Origin of the sequence: Winogradskyella sp. ECml5-4 (assembly GCF_036903175.1) — a bacterium.
Lineage (GTDB): Bacteria > Bacteroidota > Bacteroidia > Flavobacteriales > Flavobacteriaceae > Winogradskyella > Winogradskyella damuponensis.
Map to the genome: position 1 here is coordinate 90,397 of NZ_JAYJLF010000006.1, position 19,737 is coordinate 110,133.

At 32.6% G+C, this 19,737-nt stretch carries 16 protein-coding genes; 9 read left to right on the forward strand and 7 right to left on the reverse strand.

Going from position 1 to position 19,737, the window contains the following annotated elements:
• The first annotated feature begins 18 nt into the window (after positions 1-18).
• Positions 19-264, forward strand: coding sequence for a hypothetical protein (locus tag VDP25_RS06655; protein WP_215928011.1), 246 nt, complete (start codon positions 19-21; stop codon positions 262-264).
• A 111-nt stretch (positions 265-375) separates the two neighbouring features.
• Positions 376-567 carry a cold-shock protein gene (locus VDP25_RS06660; protein ID WP_020898101.1) on the forward strand — a complete coding sequence of 64 codons (192 nt, stop codon included), beginning with the start codon at positions 376-378 and terminating at the stop codon, positions 565-567.
• 83 nt (positions 568-650) lie between these two features.
• Here the strand turns inward: VDP25_RS06660 and VDP25_RS06665 are convergent, their stop codons facing one another.
• Both VDP25_RS06665 and VDP25_RS06670 read right to left on the reverse strand, forming a co-directional pair.
• Positions 651-1,118, reverse strand: a complete 468-nt coding sequence (locus VDP25_RS06665) for a hypothetical protein (protein WP_334468065.1) — start codon at positions 1,116-1,118, stop codon at positions 651-653.
• A gap of 25 nt (positions 1,119-1,143) precedes the next feature.
• Positions 1,144-1,593: a nucleoside deaminase gene (locus tag VDP25_RS06670; RefSeq protein WP_334468067.1), complete on the reverse strand. Its 450-nt coding sequence runs from the start codon at positions 1,591-1,593 to the stop codon at positions 1,144-1,146.
• Between the two features lie 65 nt (positions 1,594-1,658).
• On the opposite strand from VDP25_RS06670, the gene VDP25_RS06675 reads away from it, so the two are divergent.
• Positions 1,659-3,440, forward strand: coding sequence for a 1-deoxy-D-xylulose-5-phosphate synthase (locus tag VDP25_RS06675; protein WP_334468069.1), 1,782 nt, complete (start codon positions 1,659-1,661; stop codon positions 3,438-3,440).
• Here VDP25_RS06675 and VDP25_RS06680 read toward each other — a convergent pair.
• A complete protein-coding gene (locus tag VDP25_RS06680; RefSeq protein WP_215928018.1) occupies positions 3,414-3,584 on the reverse strand; it encodes a hypothetical protein in 171 nt (56 codons plus the stop codon). The two genes, VDP25_RS06675 and VDP25_RS06680, sit on opposite strands and share 27 nt — an antisense overlap.
• 85 nt (positions 3,585-3,669) lie before the next feature.
• Positions 3,670-5,010 (reverse strand): deoxyguanosinetriphosphate triphosphohydrolase, encoded by a 1,341-nt coding sequence (locus VDP25_RS06685; protein ID WP_334468072.1) that lies wholly within the window; start codon positions 5,008-5,010, stop codon positions 3,670-3,672.
• Positions 5,011-5,245: 235 nt separating this feature from the next.
• On the opposite strand from VDP25_RS06685, the gene VDP25_RS06690 reads away from it, so the two are divergent.
• The 3 genes from VDP25_RS06690 to VDP25_RS06700 all read left to right on the forward strand — a co-directional run bounded on the left by VDP25_RS06690 (position 5,246) and on the right by VDP25_RS06700 (position 11,204).
• Positions 5,246-6,550 carry a hypothetical protein gene (locus VDP25_RS06690; RefSeq protein WP_334468074.1) on the forward strand — a complete coding sequence of 435 codons (1,305 nt, stop codon included), beginning with the start codon at positions 5,246-5,248 and terminating at the stop codon, positions 6,548-6,550.
• A gap of 110 nt (positions 6,551-6,660) precedes the next feature.
• Positions 6,661-9,462: a TonB-dependent receptor gene (locus VDP25_RS06695; RefSeq protein WP_334468076.1), complete on the forward strand. Its 2,802-nt coding sequence runs from the start codon at positions 6,661-6,663 to the stop codon at positions 9,460-9,462.
• Between the two features lie 311 nt (positions 9,463-9,773).
• Positions 9,774-11,204, forward strand: coding sequence for a thrombospondin type 3 repeat-containing protein (locus VDP25_RS06700; protein WP_334468078.1), 1,431 nt, complete (start codon positions 9,774-9,776; stop codon positions 11,202-11,204).
• Positions 11,205-11,279: 75 nt separating this feature from the next.
• Here VDP25_RS06700 and VDP25_RS06705 read toward each other — a convergent pair whose 3' ends face one another.
• Positions 11,280-11,636, reverse strand: a complete 357-nt coding sequence (locus tag VDP25_RS06705; RefSeq protein ID WP_334468080.1) for a toxin-antitoxin system YwqK family antitoxin — start codon at positions 11,634-11,636, stop codon at positions 11,280-11,282.
• 424 nt (positions 11,637-12,060) lie between these two features.
• On the opposite strand from VDP25_RS06705, the gene VDP25_RS06710 reads away from it, so the two are divergent.
• The 3 genes from VDP25_RS06710 (at position 12,061) to VDP25_RS06720 (ending at position 16,159) form a co-directional block, all read left to right on the forward strand.
• Positions 12,061-14,334: an inorganic phosphate transporter gene (locus tag VDP25_RS06710; protein WP_334468082.1), complete on the forward strand. Its 2,274-nt coding sequence runs from the start codon at positions 12,061-12,063 to the stop codon at positions 14,332-14,334.
• A gap of 149 nt (positions 14,335-14,483) precedes the next feature.
• Entirely contained in the window at positions 14,484-15,335 is an 852-nt protein-coding gene (locus VDP25_RS06715; protein ID WP_334468084.1) for an OmpA/MotB family protein, read from the forward strand.
• 104 nt (positions 15,336-15,439) lie between these two features.
• A complete protein-coding gene (locus tag VDP25_RS06720) occupies positions 15,440-16,159 on the forward strand; it encodes a DUF6503 family protein (protein ID WP_334468086.1) in 720 nt (239 codons plus the stop codon).
• A gap of 95 nt (positions 16,160-16,254) precedes the next feature.
• Here the strand turns inward: VDP25_RS06720 and VDP25_RS06725 are convergent, their stop codons facing one another.
• Together VDP25_RS06725 and VDP25_RS06730 are read right to left on the reverse strand one after the other, a co-directional pair.
• Positions 16,255-18,054, reverse strand: coding sequence for a ribonucleoside-diphosphate reductase subunit alpha (locus VDP25_RS06725; RefSeq protein ID WP_334468088.1), 1,800 nt, complete (start codon positions 18,052-18,054; stop codon positions 16,255-16,257).
• 3 nt (positions 18,055-18,057) lie between these two features.
• Positions 18,058-19,332 carry a ribonucleotide-diphosphate reductase subunit beta gene (locus tag VDP25_RS06730; protein ID WP_215928035.1) on the reverse strand — a complete coding sequence of 425 codons (1,275 nt, stop codon included), beginning with the start codon at positions 19,330-19,332 and terminating at the stop codon, positions 18,058-18,060.
• Positions 19,333-19,737 lie beyond the last annotated feature (405 nt).

Consider the following 19,737-nt stretch of genomic DNA (forward strand, 5'->3'; position numbering starts at 1 on the left):
TTGAATAAAAAATTTTGAATGAAACCTATAAAAATCATCACCTTTATTGCACTTGTCTCCTCAATAACTAGTATTGCTTGTGGTTTTTTATTAGATGTGCCTTACCATCAAAAACTAATTGGCTTTGGAGTTGTAGGTTTATTCTTCGTTGTTTTTCCATTGTTCTCCTATTATAGGTGGAAAGATAAAGATGTTAAGGACTATATGCTTTCTAAAGAAAATCTTGACAAGATGCGCGAAAATCAGCGTGATTCTAGAACGTGATTTATTAAATTCTGTTTCTATTATCGTGATATAAAACAAAATAAAACGATTTATTAACAGTGGACTTTATTTTTATATTATCTTTGCACTTTAATTTTTATTTATATTATAATGACTGGAACAGTTAAATTTTTTAATGATTCAAAAGGATTTGGATTCATTACCAACGAAGAAACAGGAAAAGACATCTTCGTACATGTATCAAACCTTAATGGCGTAGAATTACGCGAAGGTGACACAGTAGAGTACGACGAAGAAGAAGGAAGAAAAGGATTAGTAGCTGCAAATGTGCAAGTACTATAAGTAATATATCTTACAAGTTTCAACGCTCAACCAATGGTTGAGCGTTTTTTTTGCTCTATTACGAACTCAAAGACGTCATACAACTATTCAAAAACTATAGGCAAATCTGTTTTAGCAATCTTAGTAATATAAAAAGGTTGCGTCATCACACTCGTTGCATTTCCCGTAGGACTATTGTACATCACTTTAACAATAATCTTTTCAGACGTATTTGTCACAGCCAATTCTATACTATTACCACCACTTCCTTTTACAGTATTAAACACTGCAATGATTGTATATTTTGAAAAATCAACTTTAGTTTCAGAAAAACCATCAGAGACATTATTAACCTTATTCATCTGATGCATCAGATCCTCCCAATCACTTTGGTTTTCTATAATCATATTCTGCTTTGTTAACCCTTCTTTACCAGCACCATAAAGATTGCCCTTTGCAATTAAAACAGATTCTACAGTGGTCATTTTTGCATTATTTACAGCTGTTTTATGGCATTTACAACTTACAACACATATTAAAGCTAGTATTATTAGTAATGGATGTTTTTTCATGATAACTATACTGTTTTGTTTAAAATTAATTTAAGTTACGCTTTTCAATAAAAAAACGTTTCATTAAAGCAGAAGCTTCTTCTGCTAAAATTCCGCTCACAACTTCTGTTTTAGGATGTAATGTCGTTCCTAATGTTTTAAAGCCTCTTTGTACATCTGAAGCTCCATAAACGATCTTAGAAATTTGACTCCAATACAGCGCACCAGCACACATTTGACAAGGTTCTAAAGTCACGTATAAGGTACATTTATTTAAATATTTTCCTCCTAAAAAATTAGCAGCAGATGTTATAGCCTGCATTTCGGCATGTGCTGTTACATCGTTTAATAATTCTGTAAGGTTATGTGTTCTTGCAATAATTCTATTTTCTACTACAATAACCGATCCAACCGGAATTTCGCCTTTTTCAAAAGCAGCCTCAGCTTCCTGAAGGGCACGTTTCATAAAATAAGTGTCGTCAAATGGGTCTGTCATAGTTGTAAAAATACGATTCTAATTGCATAAAAAAATACATTTGCTTATAGTACATTTGTAATTGAATGAAAAACCTCTTAAAACATATTAATCTTCCTAAAGATTTACGCCAGCTTGCTCCCGAAGACTTACCTCAACTTGCTAAAGAGTTACGACGCTTTATTATTAACATCGTCGCTACAAAAGAAGGTCATTTAGGTGCTAGTCTTGGCGTGGTAGAATTGACTATTGCGTTGCATTACGTCTTTAATACTCCAAAAGATGAATTAATTTGGGATGTTGGTCACCAAGCTTATGGTCACAAAATCTTAACCGGAAGAAAAGATATTTTTGATACCAACAGGCAACTCAATGGTATAAGCGGTTTTCCAAAGCGCAGTGAAAGTGAATATGATGCTTTTGGTGTTGGACATTCATCAACCTCAATTTCGGCAGCCTTAGGAATGGCAATTGCTTCACAACTAAAAGGCGAAAACAAACACCATATTGCTGTCATTGGCGATGCTTCTATTGCTAGTGGAATGGCTTTTGAAGGTTTAAACCACGCCGGAGTTACAGATGCTAATTTACTCGTTATCTTAAATGATAATGCCATTGGTATAGACCCAAGCGTTGGTGCCCTAAAACAATATTTGACTAACGTAAAAAAAGGAACTGAAAAGCAAGACAATATTTTTGAAGCCTTAAATTTTAATTACTCCGGACCTATTGATGGTCATGATTTACCCTTACTCCTTTCAGAATTAAAACGACTAAAAACCGTAAAAGGACCTAAGTTTTTACATATTATTACCACAAAAGGAAAAGGCTTAAAACAAGCAGAATTAGACCAAGTAAAATACCACGCACCAGGAAAATTTGATGCAAAAACAGGTGAACTCCCAGTAAAATCAGACTTAAAGCAACCTCCAAAATACCAAGATGTTTTTGGTGAAACTATTGTAGAGTTGGCTTTAAAAAATGATAAAATAGTAGGTATTACTCCTGCTATGCCAACAGGAAGCTCCTTAAAATATATGATGGAAACCATTCCTAATAGAGCTTTCGATGTAGGTATTGCAGAGCAACATGCTGTTACACTTGCAGCAGGAATGGCAACACAAGGCCTTATTCCATTTTGTAATATTTATTCTACATTTTTACAACGCGCCTACGATCAAATCATTCACGATGTGGCATTACAAAACTTACCTGTAATCTTCTGTTTAGACAGAGCTGGTTTGGTTGGTGAAGATGGAGCTACACATCACGGTGTTTTTGATTTGGCGTATTTAAGTTGCATTCCTAATTTGGTGATTTTTGCACCAAAAGATGCTATTGCACTCAGAAATATAATGTACACCGTTCAATTAGGTATTGATTTTCCTATTGCAATTCGTTATCCACGCGGAAGAGGTCATCTTTTAGATTGGAAAAAACCTTTTGAAATCGTAGACATAGGAAAGGGCAAATGCCTTAAAGAAGGCCTTAAAATTGCCATACTTACTATTGGTACAACAGCAAAAACTATTGACGATGTAATTGCGTCTATCAATCAGAAAGATGCTATTGGACATTATGATATGCAATTTGTAAAACCTTTGGATGAAAATTTACTGCACCGTATTTTTAAAAAATACGATGCCATTATTACCATAGAAGATGGTACTGTTGTTGGTGGTTTTGGCAGTATGATTTTAAATTTTGCTAATACTAATAATTATAAACAAACCATTACTATTCTTGGTATTGAAGATCAGTTTATAGAACATGGCACTACAGACCAATTAAAAGCAATGCAAAAATTGGATGCCTCATCACTACAAAAGAGAATTGAAGACTTACTCTTCGCTCTCAACAATTGCTAAATCTGTATTATTTTCAACTTGTTCTACCTCAACAGTATCTTGTATTGATAACTGTTCTTGTGGATTTGAAATGTCGTCCAGCATTAATAAGCATGTTACTACAACCATGAAGATAACTAAGCCACCGAGTATATTATTTTTCATAAGTAGATGTTTTTTTGAGGGCTGATTATAAGGTAAATAAAAAACAAATATCGTTAAAAAACAAATTTATTCGATGAAATGCACGTTATAAAATATTACCTTTTAACTTCTGATGTAGCAACATAGCATTTGTATCTGATAATTTTGAAATGTATAAGCATACAGAAAGTAGGTTTTGATAAAGTGCATCACTCTCCAATTTAACCGTTTCCGGCAATATATTATACAATAAATTATCGTAATTAGACATATGACCTTTATAATAATTAAAAGCCATTTCACCATAAGCATTGAGTAATTGATTTAGAATTTCGTAACCCGCAATTTCCTTATTTAATACATCTTTAGAGCGGTAAACATTCTTAACACTTATATCAATAATATCTTTTATCTGCGCTTTATACTGACTTACCTCCAACAAAGCCGTTTCAAATTTACCAGCTAAAATAGCTTCTTCATGCTCCATAAATAGAGACGCGGCTTCATTTATTAATCGTCCTATCGCTAAGGCTCGTAAATAACTCACACGATCTTCAGTAGTTTTTAAGGCGTGATAATTTTCTGTTTTTATACTGCCTCTTACCAAATTAATTAAATATTCTAAAGCATATTCTTCTTCAATCAATCCAAGGTTAATACCATCTTCAAAATCAATTATAGTATAACAAATATCATCTGCTGCCTCCACTAGAAACGCTAAAGGATGTCTTTGAAAACTCAAATAATCATTACCTCGTTTGGATAAACCTAACTCTGATGCTACATCTATAAACATCTCTTTTTCACTCTGAAAAAAACCATATTTTTTATCTACTATATGATTGGTTGGCTTTTTAGGTAAAGATTCTTTAGGGTATTTCATAAATGCTCCTAAGGTTGCATAACTCAATCTTAATCCTCCTGCTCTACCTTCTCTACTTTCGGTTAAGATTTTAAAACCATTGGCATTACCTTCAAAATCACATAAATCTTGATATTCTTTTTCTGTTAAGAGTTCTTTAAATTTGCACCCCTTACCATTTTTAAAATAAGCTCCAATAGCTTTTTCTCCAGAATGACCAAATGGTGGGTTACCAATATCGTGAGCTAAAGCGGCTGCTGCCACTATTGCGCCAAAATCATTCATGGTATAACCATGTACACTCTCTAAATGTGGATGCTTTTTTAATAGTAATTGACCAACTTTTCGCCCTAAAGATCTACCAACAACACTCACTTCTAAACTATGTGTTAAGCGCGTGTGTACAAAGTCGGTTTTAGACAAAGGTATAACCTGTGTTTTATCTTGAAGACCTCTAAACTCGGATGAAAATATAATACGGTCATAATCAACCTCAAAACCCAAACGCGTTTCATCTTGCTCTTTTCTCAATCTTTTATTAGTGTCTCCAAAACGCTTTAAGGAGAGTAGTTGTTCCCAATTCATAGTAATAGTGTTATAAGATGCAAGATAAATAAATTGCTATACAATTGATTATATAAAGCCTAGATAGATATTATAAATTTCTAATGTTACGTAATTGTTTCCTTAACATAAATCTAGTTAATACTAGGCTAACACTCCACTAACCTTTTCATTACAAACCTTTAATTTTCAATTAACCTACAAGTGAGGTAATCATGTTTTCTTTGCAGCATAACATTTAATGAACAAAAACAAAATGAAAACAATTAAAAACTTATTTTTCTTACTTACATTTTCGCTCATCGCATTTAACTGTAGTAGTGATGATGATAACTCTAGTGGTGATGACGATGTAACACCAACAGCTAGCTTCTCTGATGATGCTGATGCTTGGTCTTCTTCTGTTGCACAAGGTGCACAAACTACAGGAGCTAATTTAAATGTATTTGGATGGACTTATACAGCTAGCCAAATAGCAAGTTCTGTTGATGGTTTATCTTATAGCAATCCAAGTTGGACGGTTGCTAGCCCACAGGCAGATGAGTCTCATTCTGGTTTTATTACTGCTGATGAAACTTGGACAAACGATAGGTTTCACATTTTAACTGGTAAAGTTTATGTACAAGATGGTGTAACATTAACTATTGAGCCAGGTACAATTATTAAAGGTGCTGAATCTACAGGTTCTAATGCTTCTGCATTAATCGTTGCTCAAGGTGGTATGCTTAATGCAAATGGTACTGCTAGTGCGCCAATCATCTTTACTGCAGAAAGTGATAACATCGCTTTAGGAACTAACGCAGGAACAAACCTTTCTATCGATGATAGAGCTTTATGGGGTGGTGTTTTAGTTTTAGGTAAAGCACAGGGATCTTTTTCTGGTGATGCAGAATCAATTCAAATAGAAGGTTTACCAGCTACTGAGCCAGGTTCTTATGGTGGTACTAATGATGCAGACAACTCTGGTGTATTAAACTACATCTCTATTAGACATGGTGGTGCTGTTATTGGATCAGATAACGAAATTAACGGTTTAACTCTTGGTGGTGTTGGTAACGGTACTACAATTTCTAACATTGAGGTAGTAGCAAACTTAGATGATGGTATCGAATGGTTTGCTGGTGCTGTTAATGTATCTAACGCTGTAGTTTGGGGTTGTGCTGACGACTTATTAGACTTCGATGAAGCGTACTCTGGTACTCTAACCAATGCACTTACTATTTCTACAAATGTAACAGATCACGCTATGGAAATTGATGGTCCTGCTGGTTCTTTTCAAGCCGGATTTACAATCAATGGTTTAACAATGATTGGTGATGCTTCTGCTATTATTGATGGTGTAAGTGGAAACAGAGAATATGCTGATTTAAGAGATGGTGCTTTATGTTCTATCAACAACGTTTACACTTATGGATTCAGAGCTGGTTCTGATGTAGAAATAGATGACGCTACTTCTGCTGAAAATTATGCTGCTGACAACATCAATTTCTCTAACTGGCAAGTTGTTTTCCCTTCAGGAGATGACAACTCAGTAATGTGGAACGATACAACTGTTGAGTAATCCATTAAGAAATATATTTTTATTTAAATACACAACCTGTGTACTATTAAAATAATTTCAAACTCATCTCTTTAACAGAGATGAGTTTTTCTATACTTTAAAATTTTAAGATGAAACATTTATTTACGTTATTAGTTTTTAGTCTATTTTCTTTAGTTGGATTCTCTCAAACTGGTGTAGTAACCGGTAAGATATATGACTCTGAATTTAATGACTTACTACCTTTTGCCAATATTGTGGTAAAAAATACCACGATAGGTACCACTTCGGATTTCGACGGAAATTATGAATTAGAACTCGATCCTGGCACCTACGTTATAGTCTATTCTTTTGTTGGTTATCAACCAAAAGAAATAACTGATGTGGTTATTGAAGCCAATAAAGAAGTTACAATTAATGTCACATTAAACCCATCTTCAGAAAGTTTAGATGAGGTTGTAGTTACCACTTCAATTAGAAGAAATTCTGAAGAAGCCGTTTTAAACTTACAACGTAAATCTGTTAATCTTTTTGACGGATTATCTATTGAAACCATGAAAAAAGCTGGTGCTTCAAACGTGGCTAGTGCTGTTAAGTCTGTACCTGGAGTTTCATTACAAGACGGAAAATTTGTATACGTAAGAGGTTTAGGAGATCGTTATACAAAATCTATTCTAAATGGTATGGATATACCTGGTTTAGATCCAGATAGAAATACAGTTCAATTAGATATTTTCCCGTCTAATCTTATTGAAAACATTATAGTTTACAAAACCCTAACTGCCGATTTGCCTGCCGATTTTACAGGAGGTGTGGTAGATATTGTTACAAAAGATTTTTCTAGTCGTGAAGAATACAATTTAAGTGTAGGGGTTGGTTATAATCCAAGCATGCATTTTAATTCAGATTTTATTACACAAAGTAAAAGTGGTACTGATTTCTTAGGTTTTGATAATGGTTTACGCGATGACCCAATTGCTTTAGGAGCGTCCATTCCTGCCTTAGCAGATAATAACCCTAGATTAACTGATCTTACCAGACGTTTTGAACCTGAAATGGCTGCACAGTCAGGTACGAGTTTTATGAACTACAACTTTGGATTTAGCACCTCTAATCAAATTGAAATCGGAGACCATAAATTAGGATACATTGCTGCGATTAGCTATAATACAGAAACTACACTATATGATGATTACACGCAAAACTTTTTATTTAAACCACAAAGTTTAAGTGAAACAGAATTAGTACCAAACAGATTACAGAAAGGGTATTTATCTGAAGAAAATGTACTAATCAGTGGTTTAGCCGGTGTAACTTATAAACGTGATTTTTCTAAATACAAAGCGGTATTTACAAAAGTGCAAAATGGAACCGCTAAAACGGGTAAATTTGAACAAGAAAGTTTTATAACCAACGCTGCTCTTTTCTACAGTGACAACTTAGAATACACAGAAAAAACCGTAAATAACTTATTGTTATCAGGTACACATGCGTTTAGTGCAGAAAGCACAAATGAGCTCGATTGGAGTGTTTCTGGAACCAATGTTAAGGTCAATGATAAGGATGTCCGTTCGACATTGTTTGAATACGATGACGGCCAATACATAATTAGACCAAGTATTGGAGAACCACGAAGAATATGGAGAAACTTAGAAGAAAACAACCTCTCCTCTAAACTGAACTTTACTAAAAAACATCAATTATTTAATAAAGAAGCGAAATTTAAAGCAGGTTTAGCTCAGGTTTACAAAGAGCGTGATTTTGACATTAATCAATACAGCTTAAGGATTTCCGGTACACCTGCAGCTGCATTTAGTGGTAATCCAGATAATTTATTAATTGATGAAAACATCTGGACTACAGATAACACAGGTGGTACTTACATCGTGAGCAATTTTGAACCTGCTAATACGTTCAACGCTTACGCTACAACTTACGCTGCATATGTTTCAGAAGAATTTAAAATAACTGATAAATTAAAAAGTGTTTTAGGTTTAAGATTCGAGAAATACGACAGTTATTATACAGGTAGTAACACCATAGGTGACATCAACTTTAATGATGAACGTATTATTGACGAAGCGGATATATTCCCATCTTTAAACTTAATTTATAGTCTTAATGATAATACTAATTTAAGATTGTCTTATGCTAAATCTACGGCAAGACCTTCTTTTAAAGAAGCTTCTGTAGCGCAAATTTTTGATCCTATTACTAATATTACATTTAATGGTAATATTGACCTTAAGACAACTTACGTGGATAATTTTGATTTACGTTATGAGATTTTTAGTGAGGATGCTGGTCTACTTGCTTTTAGTGGATTTTATAAGTCTTTTGATAATCCTATTGAATTAACCATTTTTGGATTAGAAGCGATTAATGATATTATTCCAAGAAATATTGGAGATGCTAAAGTTTATGGAGTAGAATTAGAATTTAGAAGAAACCTTGGTTTTATCTATGAAAATCTTAATAGTCTATCATTTAACACAAATATTTCTGTAATAGAATCTGAGCAGACCATGAATAATGCTGAATACCAAGGTAGACTTTCTGCAGCACGTGATGGAGAAGAAGTTGATAACAAAAGACAGCTTCAAGGTCAGTCCCCCTATTTAATTAATGCAGGATTAAATTACTCAAAAGATGGTATTCAATCTGGTATATATTATAATGTACAAGGAGAAACGCTTCAAATAGTTGGTATCGGTCAAGTATCAGATGTATTTTCTGACCCGTTCCATAGCTTAAACTTCAACTTTTCAAAGTCATTTGGAGAAAAAGAAAATAAGACTGTCACTTTGAAGGTGGATAACATTTTAAATGATGAAGTCAGATCTAATTACCAGTCTTATAATGCCGAAGATCAAATTTTTAGCAATTATAGTCCTGGTGTAGAATTCTCTTTAAGCTATGCTATAAAATTTTAATTGAAAACTTTTTCAAAATTTAAATATTAAAGCTGATTAAAGTTGTATTAACTTAAGGTAATTGAATAAAAATTTCAAAAAAACCATCTCTTATTAAAACAGGAGATGGTTTTTATTTGTTAAGCCTAGAATTTAATCTCTAGAAACTTAATGTCCTGTCAATATATCTATCGACAACATTAATAATATTATTATTCCAGTAAACAACATCATTTTACAAAAATATAAAGAGCAATAAACATATAATAAACTTTAGTTAATATTTACTAAAACTACTTTAACTAAATTTAACAAACCATAAATCATATATTATGAAATCATTTATTTACTTCTTTTTATTCTTTTTACTATTTTTTTATATTACTAACTTACAAGCTCAAGTTACTGGTAAGTATCACAGAGTTTATCAAGTACTTCCGCAGTACTGTGAAACAGGTATTACAACAAACACTGATTTAAAGTTAGTTATAAATATCGAAGACAAACTTGAAGTTGGTACTGTCTTTGAATACAACTTCGGTAGTGGTTCAAAATTCTGGACTGTTATTTATTCTCAAGATGGTAGTGGCTCAGATGAAGACCTCACCATTGACGGTTCTAATATTGTACCTATCGACTATTGTCCAAACTCATATAGATACCACAGGCTACAGTACTTAGGAAGTTCATTAACAGAATTAGAGAATAATTACTGCGACAGAATTCAAACTACGCAATATCAAATTAAAGTTGATATTAAGATTTCTCAAAAATTAGCCATTGGACATGTTTATTATATAAGTCAAAATGTTTATTCTTATCCTAGTGGATATTATTATGTTAAATATAGTGGTTTCCACGATAGTTCTGATGAAGATGCTATAATTGATAATTCTTCCGTTATTTCTTCATATAATTTAAGTGACTCTGACAATGATGGTATTTTTGATTATTGTGATAACTGTCCTAATACCCCTAATGCTAATCAGACTGATACTGATGGTGATGGTTTAGGTAATGATTGTGACAATGATATAGATGGAGATGGTATAATAAACTCAAATGATGATTGCCCAACAGTTTTTGGTCTAGGCTCTAATAATGGTTGTCCAGATAGTGATGGTGATGGTATTCCAGATAATCAAGATGATTGTCCTAATGAGGCTGGTGCAGCCTCTAATAATGGTTGTCCTCTGGGAGACCCCGATTTTATTATTACACAAATATCAGTCGAAGCAGATGACAATACATTTAGTAGCACACCAAATAGTCTGATTTTGGAACCTAATCAATATCATGAATTTTGTTTCACTATAAAAAATCAAGGTGAATCTGATGGAGATGTAGATAGTATTGAACCAATCCTGGCTAATAGTAATAACTTACTTAATGCCAATAAAGTTGCAAGTTTAGCAGTTTTAAATATAAACGAAAACTTAGAACCTAACGAAACTATCGAGGTATGCTATGAGGTTTTCTTGGCAAATCCTTATTTGGGAAATAGCTTAACCTCATATACTTATTTGCATGCTCTATTAAATTCGAACGATAATGAAGAAAACACTACTAACAATGATATTTATTGCTTAGTTAATACTACTTCAGCTCGAAATTACCCAAAAACAATAATAAATTTAAATACATTTTCGAGAACAATTGTTATTAATGAAGATGAAGAAAAGACAACAATGAGTAACTTAATCAATGGTCTATATGTTATTAAAGATAATATTGGGAACAATATAAAAATGATTAAGCACTAATCTTAATCATTTTATTAAATTATATAAAAAAGCATCCAAAATTTGGATGCTTTCTTTCTGATTTATAATAAAAAATTAATCTCTAGAGACTAAGGTTCTATCATTAGACCATTCAACCACACTTACAATAGCGTTGTCTCTATAATCTACTTCTTTTAGCGAATCACCTTCCCAAAAGAACCACTTTCCAACTTTTTTACCAGCATCATATGTAGCAACAGCTAATTTATTGCCTTCTACATCAAAACTCGTCCATTCTCCATGTAATTTACCATTGGCATCAAAAGTACCAGTTTGCTGTATTGCACCATTATCATGAAAATAAGTCGCAATTATTAAATCGCCTTTCTTCTCTAATTTTGGTTTATTCTTATCTTGAGCATAAGTAAAACCTACGCATAACATCAGTAATAATATAACAATCTTTTTCATATCTGTTTGGGTATTAATTAATATTCTCCTTACGAATATAACATTAATTTTACAATTATGTAATATTTACATAACATTAAGTTAACATAAAAGCATTAATTAGCTTATTTTCAGTATGTTAAAATTACAAGTTAATTCATATAATAAAACAATACATTAAATTTTTAGCTCTAGCTCATAGATTAGAAGTTAAATAACAGAATAACCAGAATTACAGTTTTGATAAGACTACAGTTTTAATACGCTAATTTTTAACGCAGATAAAATCAAGAACTATTCCTACACAACTTGATATAAAACCTTAAGATTTTTGACTTCAAAACAGCTACGCTTATCGCCATCAATAGAATTAATAATAACATTTAGGTAACATTCTCTTGGAAATAAAAAAGGTACTTTGCATTCAATTTATTATTCATTTTTAATGGAAAACCTTTATATCTATATGCTAGCTGCGCTTGCTTTTTTAGCCATAGCAGACTTAGTAGTTGGTGTAAGTAATGATGCTGTTAACTTTTTAAATTCTGCAATAGGATCTAAAGCAGTTTCGTTTAAAACCATAATGATCGTCGCTAGTATTGGTGTTGCAGTAGGCGCAATGACTTCTAGCGGAATGATGGAAGTTGCTCGTAAGGGCATCTTTAATCCTGGCGAATTTATGTTTAATGAAATTATGGTCATTTTTATGGCTGTAATGCTTACCGACATTTTGCTCCTCGATTTCTTTAACACCTTAGGAATGCCAACTTCCACAACGGTTTCAATTGTTTTTGAACTCTTAGGTGCTTCTGTTGCTGTTGCTCTCATAAAAATTTACAGTGATAGCGAACAATCTATTACAGACTTATCTGTATATATTAATAATTCTAAAGCGATTGAAATTATACTGGGCATACTACTGTCTGTCGTCGTCGCCTTTACAATCGGTGCCATTATTCAATATATTTCGCGAATACTTTTATCATTTAAGTTTCAAGAAAAGCCATCTTGGTATGGTGCTGTTTTTAGTGGACTAGCCACATCGTCAATTTTATACTTTATTCTTATTAAAGGGGTTAAAAATGCTAGTTTTATGAATGATGATGTTAAATCATTAATATCTACTAATCCTATCGCTCTAATTGGAATTAGCTTTATAGTTCTTACGCTACTATCTTACCTTTTAATAAAACATACTAAGACAAATATTTATGTTGTAATTATAGTTGTGGGCACATTTGCATTAGCTGTAGCTTTTGCTGGTAACGATTTAGTAAACTTTATAGGTGTACCAATCGCGGCCTTTAATTCTTACGAAGCATGGTCTATTAGTGGCGCATTACCAAGAGAATATGCTATGACAGCACTTGGAGAGCCTGTTAGAACACAACCATACTTATTACTTATAGCAGGACTTATAATGGTCTTAACACTTTGGTTTTCTAGCAAAGCAAAAGCTGTTGTAAAAACTTCTGTTGATTTATCTAGACAAGATGATATTAAAGAACGATTTGAACCTAATTTCTTATCTAGAAGTATTGTAAGATACTCTATTGGAATCTCTGACAGTCTTAACCTTGTGCTTCCTGATTCTTATAAAAAATGGGCAGACAAGCAATTTATAAAACCAAAAGTAGTTCTAAAAGAACAAGACTTACCTGCGTTTGATTTAGTAAGAGCTGCAGTAAATTTAATGGTAGCTAGTGTTCTAATTTCTATTGCAACTTCAATGAAATTACCTTTATCTACAACCTACGTAACATTCATGGTTGCTATGGGTACATCTTTAGCCGATAGAGCTTGGGGAAGTGAAAGTGCTGTTTATAGAGTTGCTGGTGTATTAAACGTAATTGGTGGATGGTTCTTTACTGCCTTTAGCGCCTTTGTAGCGGCTGCAATTATGGCTTATATCTTATACTATGGCGAAGGTTATGCTTTAGTTGGCTTACTTGTATTAGCCGTACTTTTACTAATACGCAGCTATATGTCGCATGTTAAGAAGTCTAAGGTAATGAAGGAAGTAGATCAGTTAGAAAAAGCTGAAAGTAGCTCTACACAAGGAGTTATTCAAGAAAGTGCTTCTAATATTGCTAGTGTTGTTAGACGTGGTAATAAAATTTACACGTCTGCAATCAATGGTTTAGCTGTTCAAGATTTAAAATTATTAAAGAAGAATAGAAAACAAATAGACAAATTATCTAATGAAATAGATGAGCTAAGAGATCATATTTTCTACTTTATTAGAAACCTTGAAGAACCGAGTTTATCGGCGAGTAATTTCTATATTAATATACTAGGCTATTTACAAGACATGACGCAATCCTTAGATTATATTTCTAAAGTAAGTCATAAGCACGTAAACAATAATCATAAAAAATTAAAGTTTAGCCAAATCAAAGAATTAAAAGATTTAGATGCACGTATGGAAGATTTATTTTCCAAAACCCAAATTGCTTTTGAATCACATTCTTTTGAACAAATAGGTGCTGTATTAACGGAAAAGTCGGAAGTATACAACTTAGTTAAAGAGAAAATTCAAAAACAAGTTGAGCGTACTCGTAGTGAAGAATCTAGTCCAAAAAACACAACCCTTTATTTTAGCTTGTTATTAGAGACTAAAGACCTATTAACAGCGACGATGAATCTTCTAGAAGAATATTTTGGTGCTCACGATAGTTCTGTAGAACCTGCAAAACTGAATACCGAACAAGAAGAATAAAAAAATATTACCAATAACAAATGCCTAATACTATTATAGTATTGGGCATTTTTTTTGAAAAATATGTAATCTTTTACAACTTTTAACATCCAAAAGGCACCTTTAATCGTATATATCACTTTAAAACGTTAACAACTAAAAATTATAAAATGAAGAAAGTTTCAATTCTACTAGTAACAACAATTTTATTGACCGCTTGTGTTTCAAAAAAGAAATACTTAGCCTTAGAACAAGAAAATGGGGAGATTAAAAGCGAACTCACAAAAACTAAAGTTGCAAAAGAAGATTTAGAAAATAAGTTTGCCGTTATTGAAGCACGTGTTAACCAATACAATTCTAAAATACAATCTTTAAATGAAGATGTTGAAGGACTAACTATTGAGAACAAAGCCAAGTTTCAAGTCGCTGAAGACGGTACAGTAGCTTCTGGTGCAAGCAAAGAAAAAATGCGTGAAACATTGAAAAATGTAGATGCAGAAAAATTAGCTGGCGCAAAGACTTTAAAAGATTCTATGAATTTAGCTATTCAGTACAACTTAAGTAAAGCAATGAACACTAGCGATCTTAACGAAGACGAAGATATCGTAGTAGATATTAACGAAACTGTAGTTATGATTTCTATTGCAGACAACATGTTATTTAACACTGCAAGTTACCGCGTAGGAAACAAAGCTGATAAAATTTTACAAAAATTAGCTGATGTTATAAACTCTGAGCCAAGTTTAGATGTTATGGTTGAAGGTCACACCGATTCTAGAAGCATTAATACAGATAAAATTGCAGACAACTGGGACTTAAGTGTATTACGTGCAACATCTGTTGTTAGAAAACTACAAAATCAATTTAAGGTTGCACCTGAGCAATTAATTGCTTCTGGACGTAGTAGCTACCAACCTTTAGTTGAAAATAACTCTAGCGCTAATCGTGCTAAAAACAGAAGAACACGTATTATTTTAATGCCAAATATTGACAAGTTTTTTGCTATGATGGAGGCAAAATAAATCACAAATCTATCTAAATTTACAAAAAGCATCCTCCCGTAAAATTCGGCATTGGGTGCTTTTTTTTGTTTGATATATTGTAATTTGTAGAAAAAATAATTACTATGAAATCTTTTCTTGCATTTGCATTCTTCTTATGCGCTTTATCTGGTTTTAGTCAAAATCTATCGTCTCAAGAACTATTAAACAAAGCCATTAATTACCACGACCCAAATGGGAACTGGGAACGCTTTAACGCTACGTTTACTGTGGTAATGACCATGCCAGAAGCCGCAAAACGCACTAGTAGTATTTCAATTAATTTACCTGCTGAATATTTTAGCGTTACCGCCACAAAAGACACTGTAACCACAACGTACACATTAGATAAAGGCAAGTGCCAAATGCAATACAATGGCAAAGTTTTAGATAGCATAGCTGCAAAAGAAAAGAACATGACTTGCGATAGAGCTACACTTTATAAAAACTACTATTCGTATTTATATGGTTTACCTATGAAATTGAAAGATCCAGGCACTAATCTTAGTGAAACGGTTGAAACAAAAACCTTTAAAGGCAAAACGTATTTGGTTCTAAAAGTCACATATGATGAAGCTGTAGGCAGTGATATTTGGTACTTCTATTTTAACCCAAAGACCTATGCTATGGAAATCTACCAGTTCTTTAAAACCGATGAGCATGGCAAAGCGAAACCTGATAGTGGTGAATATATAGTGCTTTCTGAAGAAACCCTCTTAAACGGTATTAAAATTCCTAAAGTGAGAGCCTGGTATTACAATAAAGCCGATAAATATTTGGGAACGGATACTTTGGTTGAAGATTAGAGTTTATCATTTGTATTACATAAAAAAGCATCTCATTTCTGAGATGCTTTTTTTTCTTAACACTTAAATTATTCAAATTTTGAACTTTTTGGGTTTTACCCTTCACAGCTCGTACATTCTTTCTTTTGCTTGAATTTTTGTGCTGCATTCATACTGTGTTGGTAGTACAATGATTTTACACCTAATTGCCAAGCCGTCACATAGATTTTATTAATATCTTTTACTGGCATATCTGGGTGTACCATAATATTTATAGACTGCCCTTGATCGATATGGTTTTGTCTATTTGCTGCCTGATAAATGATGGTCATTTGATCAATTTCAGAATAGGTTTTAAACACATCTTTTTCATGATCTGTAAGTCCTTCTAAATGTTGTACAGAACCATCATAATCTCTAATGCTTCTCCACACCTCACTAGTATTCATGCCTTTTTCTTCTAAAAGCGCTACTAAATAAGGGTTTTTAATTGTGGTTTTTATTTTCGCAATATCCTTTACGTAACTGTTAGACCAAATTGGCTCAATACCTTGAGATACTTGTCCTAAAATAAACGCAGAAGATGTTGTTGGCGCTACAGCGTTCAATGTTGTATTACGTCTTCCGTAACCTTTTAATACTTCTGGCTCACCAAATAATGTTGCTAATTCTTCAGATGCCTTAACAGACTTATCTTTTATTGTTTTAAATATTTCACTATTTAAATCAAACGCTTCTTTACTATCAAAAGCTACCATTTTAGATTGTAATAACGAATGCCATCCTAAAGCTCCTAATCCTAAAGCTCTATTTTCTTTAGCAAAGTTATAAGCCTTCTCCATAAACATGAAGGTTTGTCTGTCATCTCTATCTGCAGAATCTCTATACACTTCTAATTTCGTAATGAATTCTTCTAAAACAGCATCTAAGAAATATACCATTGTTTCAACAGCATCAGTATCTTTCCACTTATCGTAATGCAATAAGTTTATAGAAGATAATACACATACAAACGACCATTTTTCGTTTGTTGGTAACATAATCTCTGAGCACAAGTTACTTGCGTAGATTTCATGGTTTTTATCTTGATATACATCTGGAGCTGTATTGTTAGCATTATCTCTGAAGAAAATATAAGGATATCCTATTTCACCTCTACGTTGTAATACTTTTGCCCAAATGGCTCTTTTATCTGTATCTCCATCAATCATTTCTTGCATCCAATCATTTCCAACAGTTACACCATGCGTTAACTCTTGTATTGGATTACCTTCTGTTCCTATTTCTAAAAACTCATGAATATCTTTATGCTCTATTGGTAAATATGGAGAAAAACGACCTCTTCTAACAGAACCTTGACTTACGACATCAACCATTTTTTCAAACAGTTGCATAATGTGTACAGCACCAGAAGATTCTCCGTTATTTTTTACAGGAGCTCCTCTATGACGAAGTTTTCCAAAATAACCTGAAGTACCTCCACCTAATTTAGACATCATACCAACTTCTGACTGTGTATAGAGAATATCTCCCATATCATCAGAAATATGTGAACCAAAACAACTGATTGGTAAGCCTCGTCTTTTTCCAAAGTTAGACCAAACTGGAGATGCTAATGAATAGTAGCCTTCTGCCATATAGCCATAAAACTTATCGGCAAAACCATCAATACCTAATATTTTTTCGGCATTATTGGCAATTTCTCTGATTCTTTCTTCAGGAGTTGTATCTTCTGTAAGGTAACCAGATGCTAAAAATTGACGACTATGATCTGTTAGCCATTTTATTTCTGGTTCTGCTTTTGCTTCTTTTATAGCTTCTTTTCTGGCTTTAATTAGTTCTTCATGATTTGAAGTTGTTGTAGTTTGAGGGTTCTCTACGTTGTTGTCAATGTCTAAATTAGTGTTGTCGTTCATGGTTTAAAATAAGTCGTCGCTGGTTATACTTTTTGTTCTTTTGCTATAGTTGATAGATCTTTTCACGAAAAAATCTCCGTGTTTTGTTCCTATAATTTCGTCGTCAAACCATTCGGTTTGCTCTAATAATTTTTCGTCGACATCGAATACTTTTTCAATGCCAATACTTTCTAATGAATTGTTAAATCTCTGTTTTATAAATTCGTTAATCACATCTTTTGGCAAGAAATCTAATTCACCTGCTTCAAAAATCCAATCCACTAATTTGCTTTCTGATATAAAAGCCTCTTCGCATAATTCTTTAACTAAAATGCTATGCTCTTCATCAAACCATGTTGGGTTTTCATGCTTTATAATTTTGATAATATCAATACCAAAATCACCGTGTATTTGTTCTTCCTTAGAAGTTGCTTCAACCACATTAGACACACCTTTTAGCATATTCTTATGTTTGTTAAAAGCCATAATTATTAAAAACTGTGAGAATAAAGAAACATGCTCTATAAATAATGAAAATAATAAAATAGATTCTGCATACTCTTTATTGTCTTCACTTTTAGCATTCTTTAAAGCCGTTTCTAAATAATGAACACGTCTCATTATTACAGGCTTTTTCTTTAGGTTTTTAAACTCGTTGTTAAGACCTAATATCTCTAATAAATGTGAGTAAGCATCGTGATGACGTACTTCACTTTCTGCAAATGTTGCTCCTACAGATCCGATTTCTGGTTTTGGCATTTTATGATAAATGTCGCCCCAAAATGATTTTACAGCGACTTCAATCTGCGAAATAGCAAGCATTGTATTTTTAATGGCATTTTGCTCTACAACTGTCAATCTTGTTTTAAAATCCTGAATATCACTTGTAAAGTTAAATTCTGAATGAATCCAGTACGAATGTCTTATAGCATCTACATATTCGTTAAGTTCTGGATATTCGTAAGGCTTTAAGTTAATACGCTTTTCAAAAATATTTGTTTTTCTGCTTCGCGCTTGTTCATCTCTATATAATATGTAAGCTTTTGCAACACCATGAAAAGAACTCTCCATTAATTTCTCTTCTACAAGATCTTGCACTTCTTCTACTGTAGGCAAATACTTGTGATCTCTTGCTTTTCTTTCTAATAAGGTTTGTAATACTTTTACAGAAATAGTATTAGCGTCTTCTTTAGTACCATTTCCAACAGAAAGCATTGCTTTTTCAATAGCGTTAGAAATCTTATTTAAAACAAACGGACTCGTTTCGTAATCTCTTTTTATAATCTGTGTAATCTCCATGCTCATTTAATTTTAAAGACTAGATAGTCCTTAGAATGATGCGTAATCATTCAGGTTTTTAATTGTTAAATCCGTAAAAGGTGTTATTGTTTTTCCTAAACTAGGAATATAAGGGCGTATTTTTAAATTGATTTTCTCAACACTTTTCTAAATCAAAAAAACCAGAAAAATCTATTTTATTTGCCTTGAACAAAGATTGACAATTGTTGTTAAAAAAGAAAGGATATTTCATAAACGTTGTCAACAAGTTTTTAACAAACCCATGTAGCACCCGTAAAACTTGAAGATTTAAAAAAAACATTGCAACACCTTAGTTACAAGTAAGTTACGCTCTTTTTCTGTAATTGTATTTTGTAGGTTTTATCATGTTAAAAACAGGCTTAGTAAGCGTTTTTACTGATGGTA

Excerpts from the sequence above, each read along its gene's own strand:
- VDP25_RS06655 (WP_215928011.1), top strand. The coding sequence starts at position 19 with ATGAAACCTATAAAAATCATCACCTTTATTGCACTTGTCTCCTCAATA.
- VDP25_RS06660 (WP_020898101.1), top strand. The coding sequence starts at position 376 with ATGACTGGAACAGTTAAATTTTTTAATGATTCAAAAGGATTTGGATTC.
- VDP25_RS06665 (WP_334468065.1), bottom strand. The coding sequence starts at position 1,118 with ATGAAAAAACATCCATTACTAATAATACTAGCTTTAATATGTGTTGTA.
- VDP25_RS06670 (WP_334468067.1), bottom strand. The coding sequence starts at position 1,593 with ATGACAGACCCATTTGACGACACTTATTTTATGAAACGTGCCCTTCAG.
- VDP25_RS06675 (WP_334468069.1), top strand. The coding sequence starts at position 1,659 with ATGAAAAACCTCTTAAAACATATTAATCTTCCTAAAGATTTACGCCAG.
- VDP25_RS06680 (WP_215928018.1), bottom strand. The coding sequence starts at position 3,584 with ATGAAAAATAATATACTCGGTGGCTTAGTTATCTTCATGGTTGTAGTA.
- VDP25_RS06685 (WP_334468072.1), bottom strand. The coding sequence starts at position 5,010 with ATGAATTGGGAACAACTACTCTCCTTAAAGCGTTTTGGAGACACTAAT.
- VDP25_RS06690 (WP_334468074.1), top strand. The coding sequence starts at position 5,246 with ATGAAAACAATTAAAAACTTATTTTTCTTACTTACATTTTCGCTCATC.
- VDP25_RS06695 (WP_334468076.1), top strand. The coding sequence starts at position 6,661 with ATGAAACATTTATTTACGTTATTAGTTTTTAGTCTATTTTCTTTAGTT.
- VDP25_RS06700 (WP_334468078.1), top strand. The coding sequence starts at position 9,774 with ATGAAATCATTTATTTACTTCTTTTTATTCTTTTTACTATTTTTTTAT.
- VDP25_RS06705 (WP_334468080.1), bottom strand. The coding sequence starts at position 11,636 with ATGAAAAAGATTGTTATATTATTACTGATGTTATGCGTAGGTTTTACT.
- VDP25_RS06710 (WP_334468082.1), top strand. The coding sequence starts at position 12,061 with ATGGAAAACCTTTATATCTATATGCTAGCTGCGCTTGCTTTTTTAGCC.
- VDP25_RS06715 (WP_334468084.1), top strand. The coding sequence starts at position 14,484 with ATGAAGAAAGTTTCAATTCTACTAGTAACAACAATTTTATTGACCGCT.
- VDP25_RS06720 (WP_334468086.1), top strand. The coding sequence starts at position 15,440 with ATGAAATCTTTTCTTGCATTTGCATTCTTCTTATGCGCTTTATCTGGT.
- VDP25_RS06725 (WP_334468088.1), bottom strand. The coding sequence starts at position 18,054 with ATGAACGACAACACTAATTTAGACATTGACAACAACGTAGAGAACCCT.
- VDP25_RS06730 (WP_215928035.1), bottom strand. The coding sequence starts at position 19,332 with ATGGAGATTACACAGATTATAAAAAGAGATTACGAAACGAGTCCGTTT.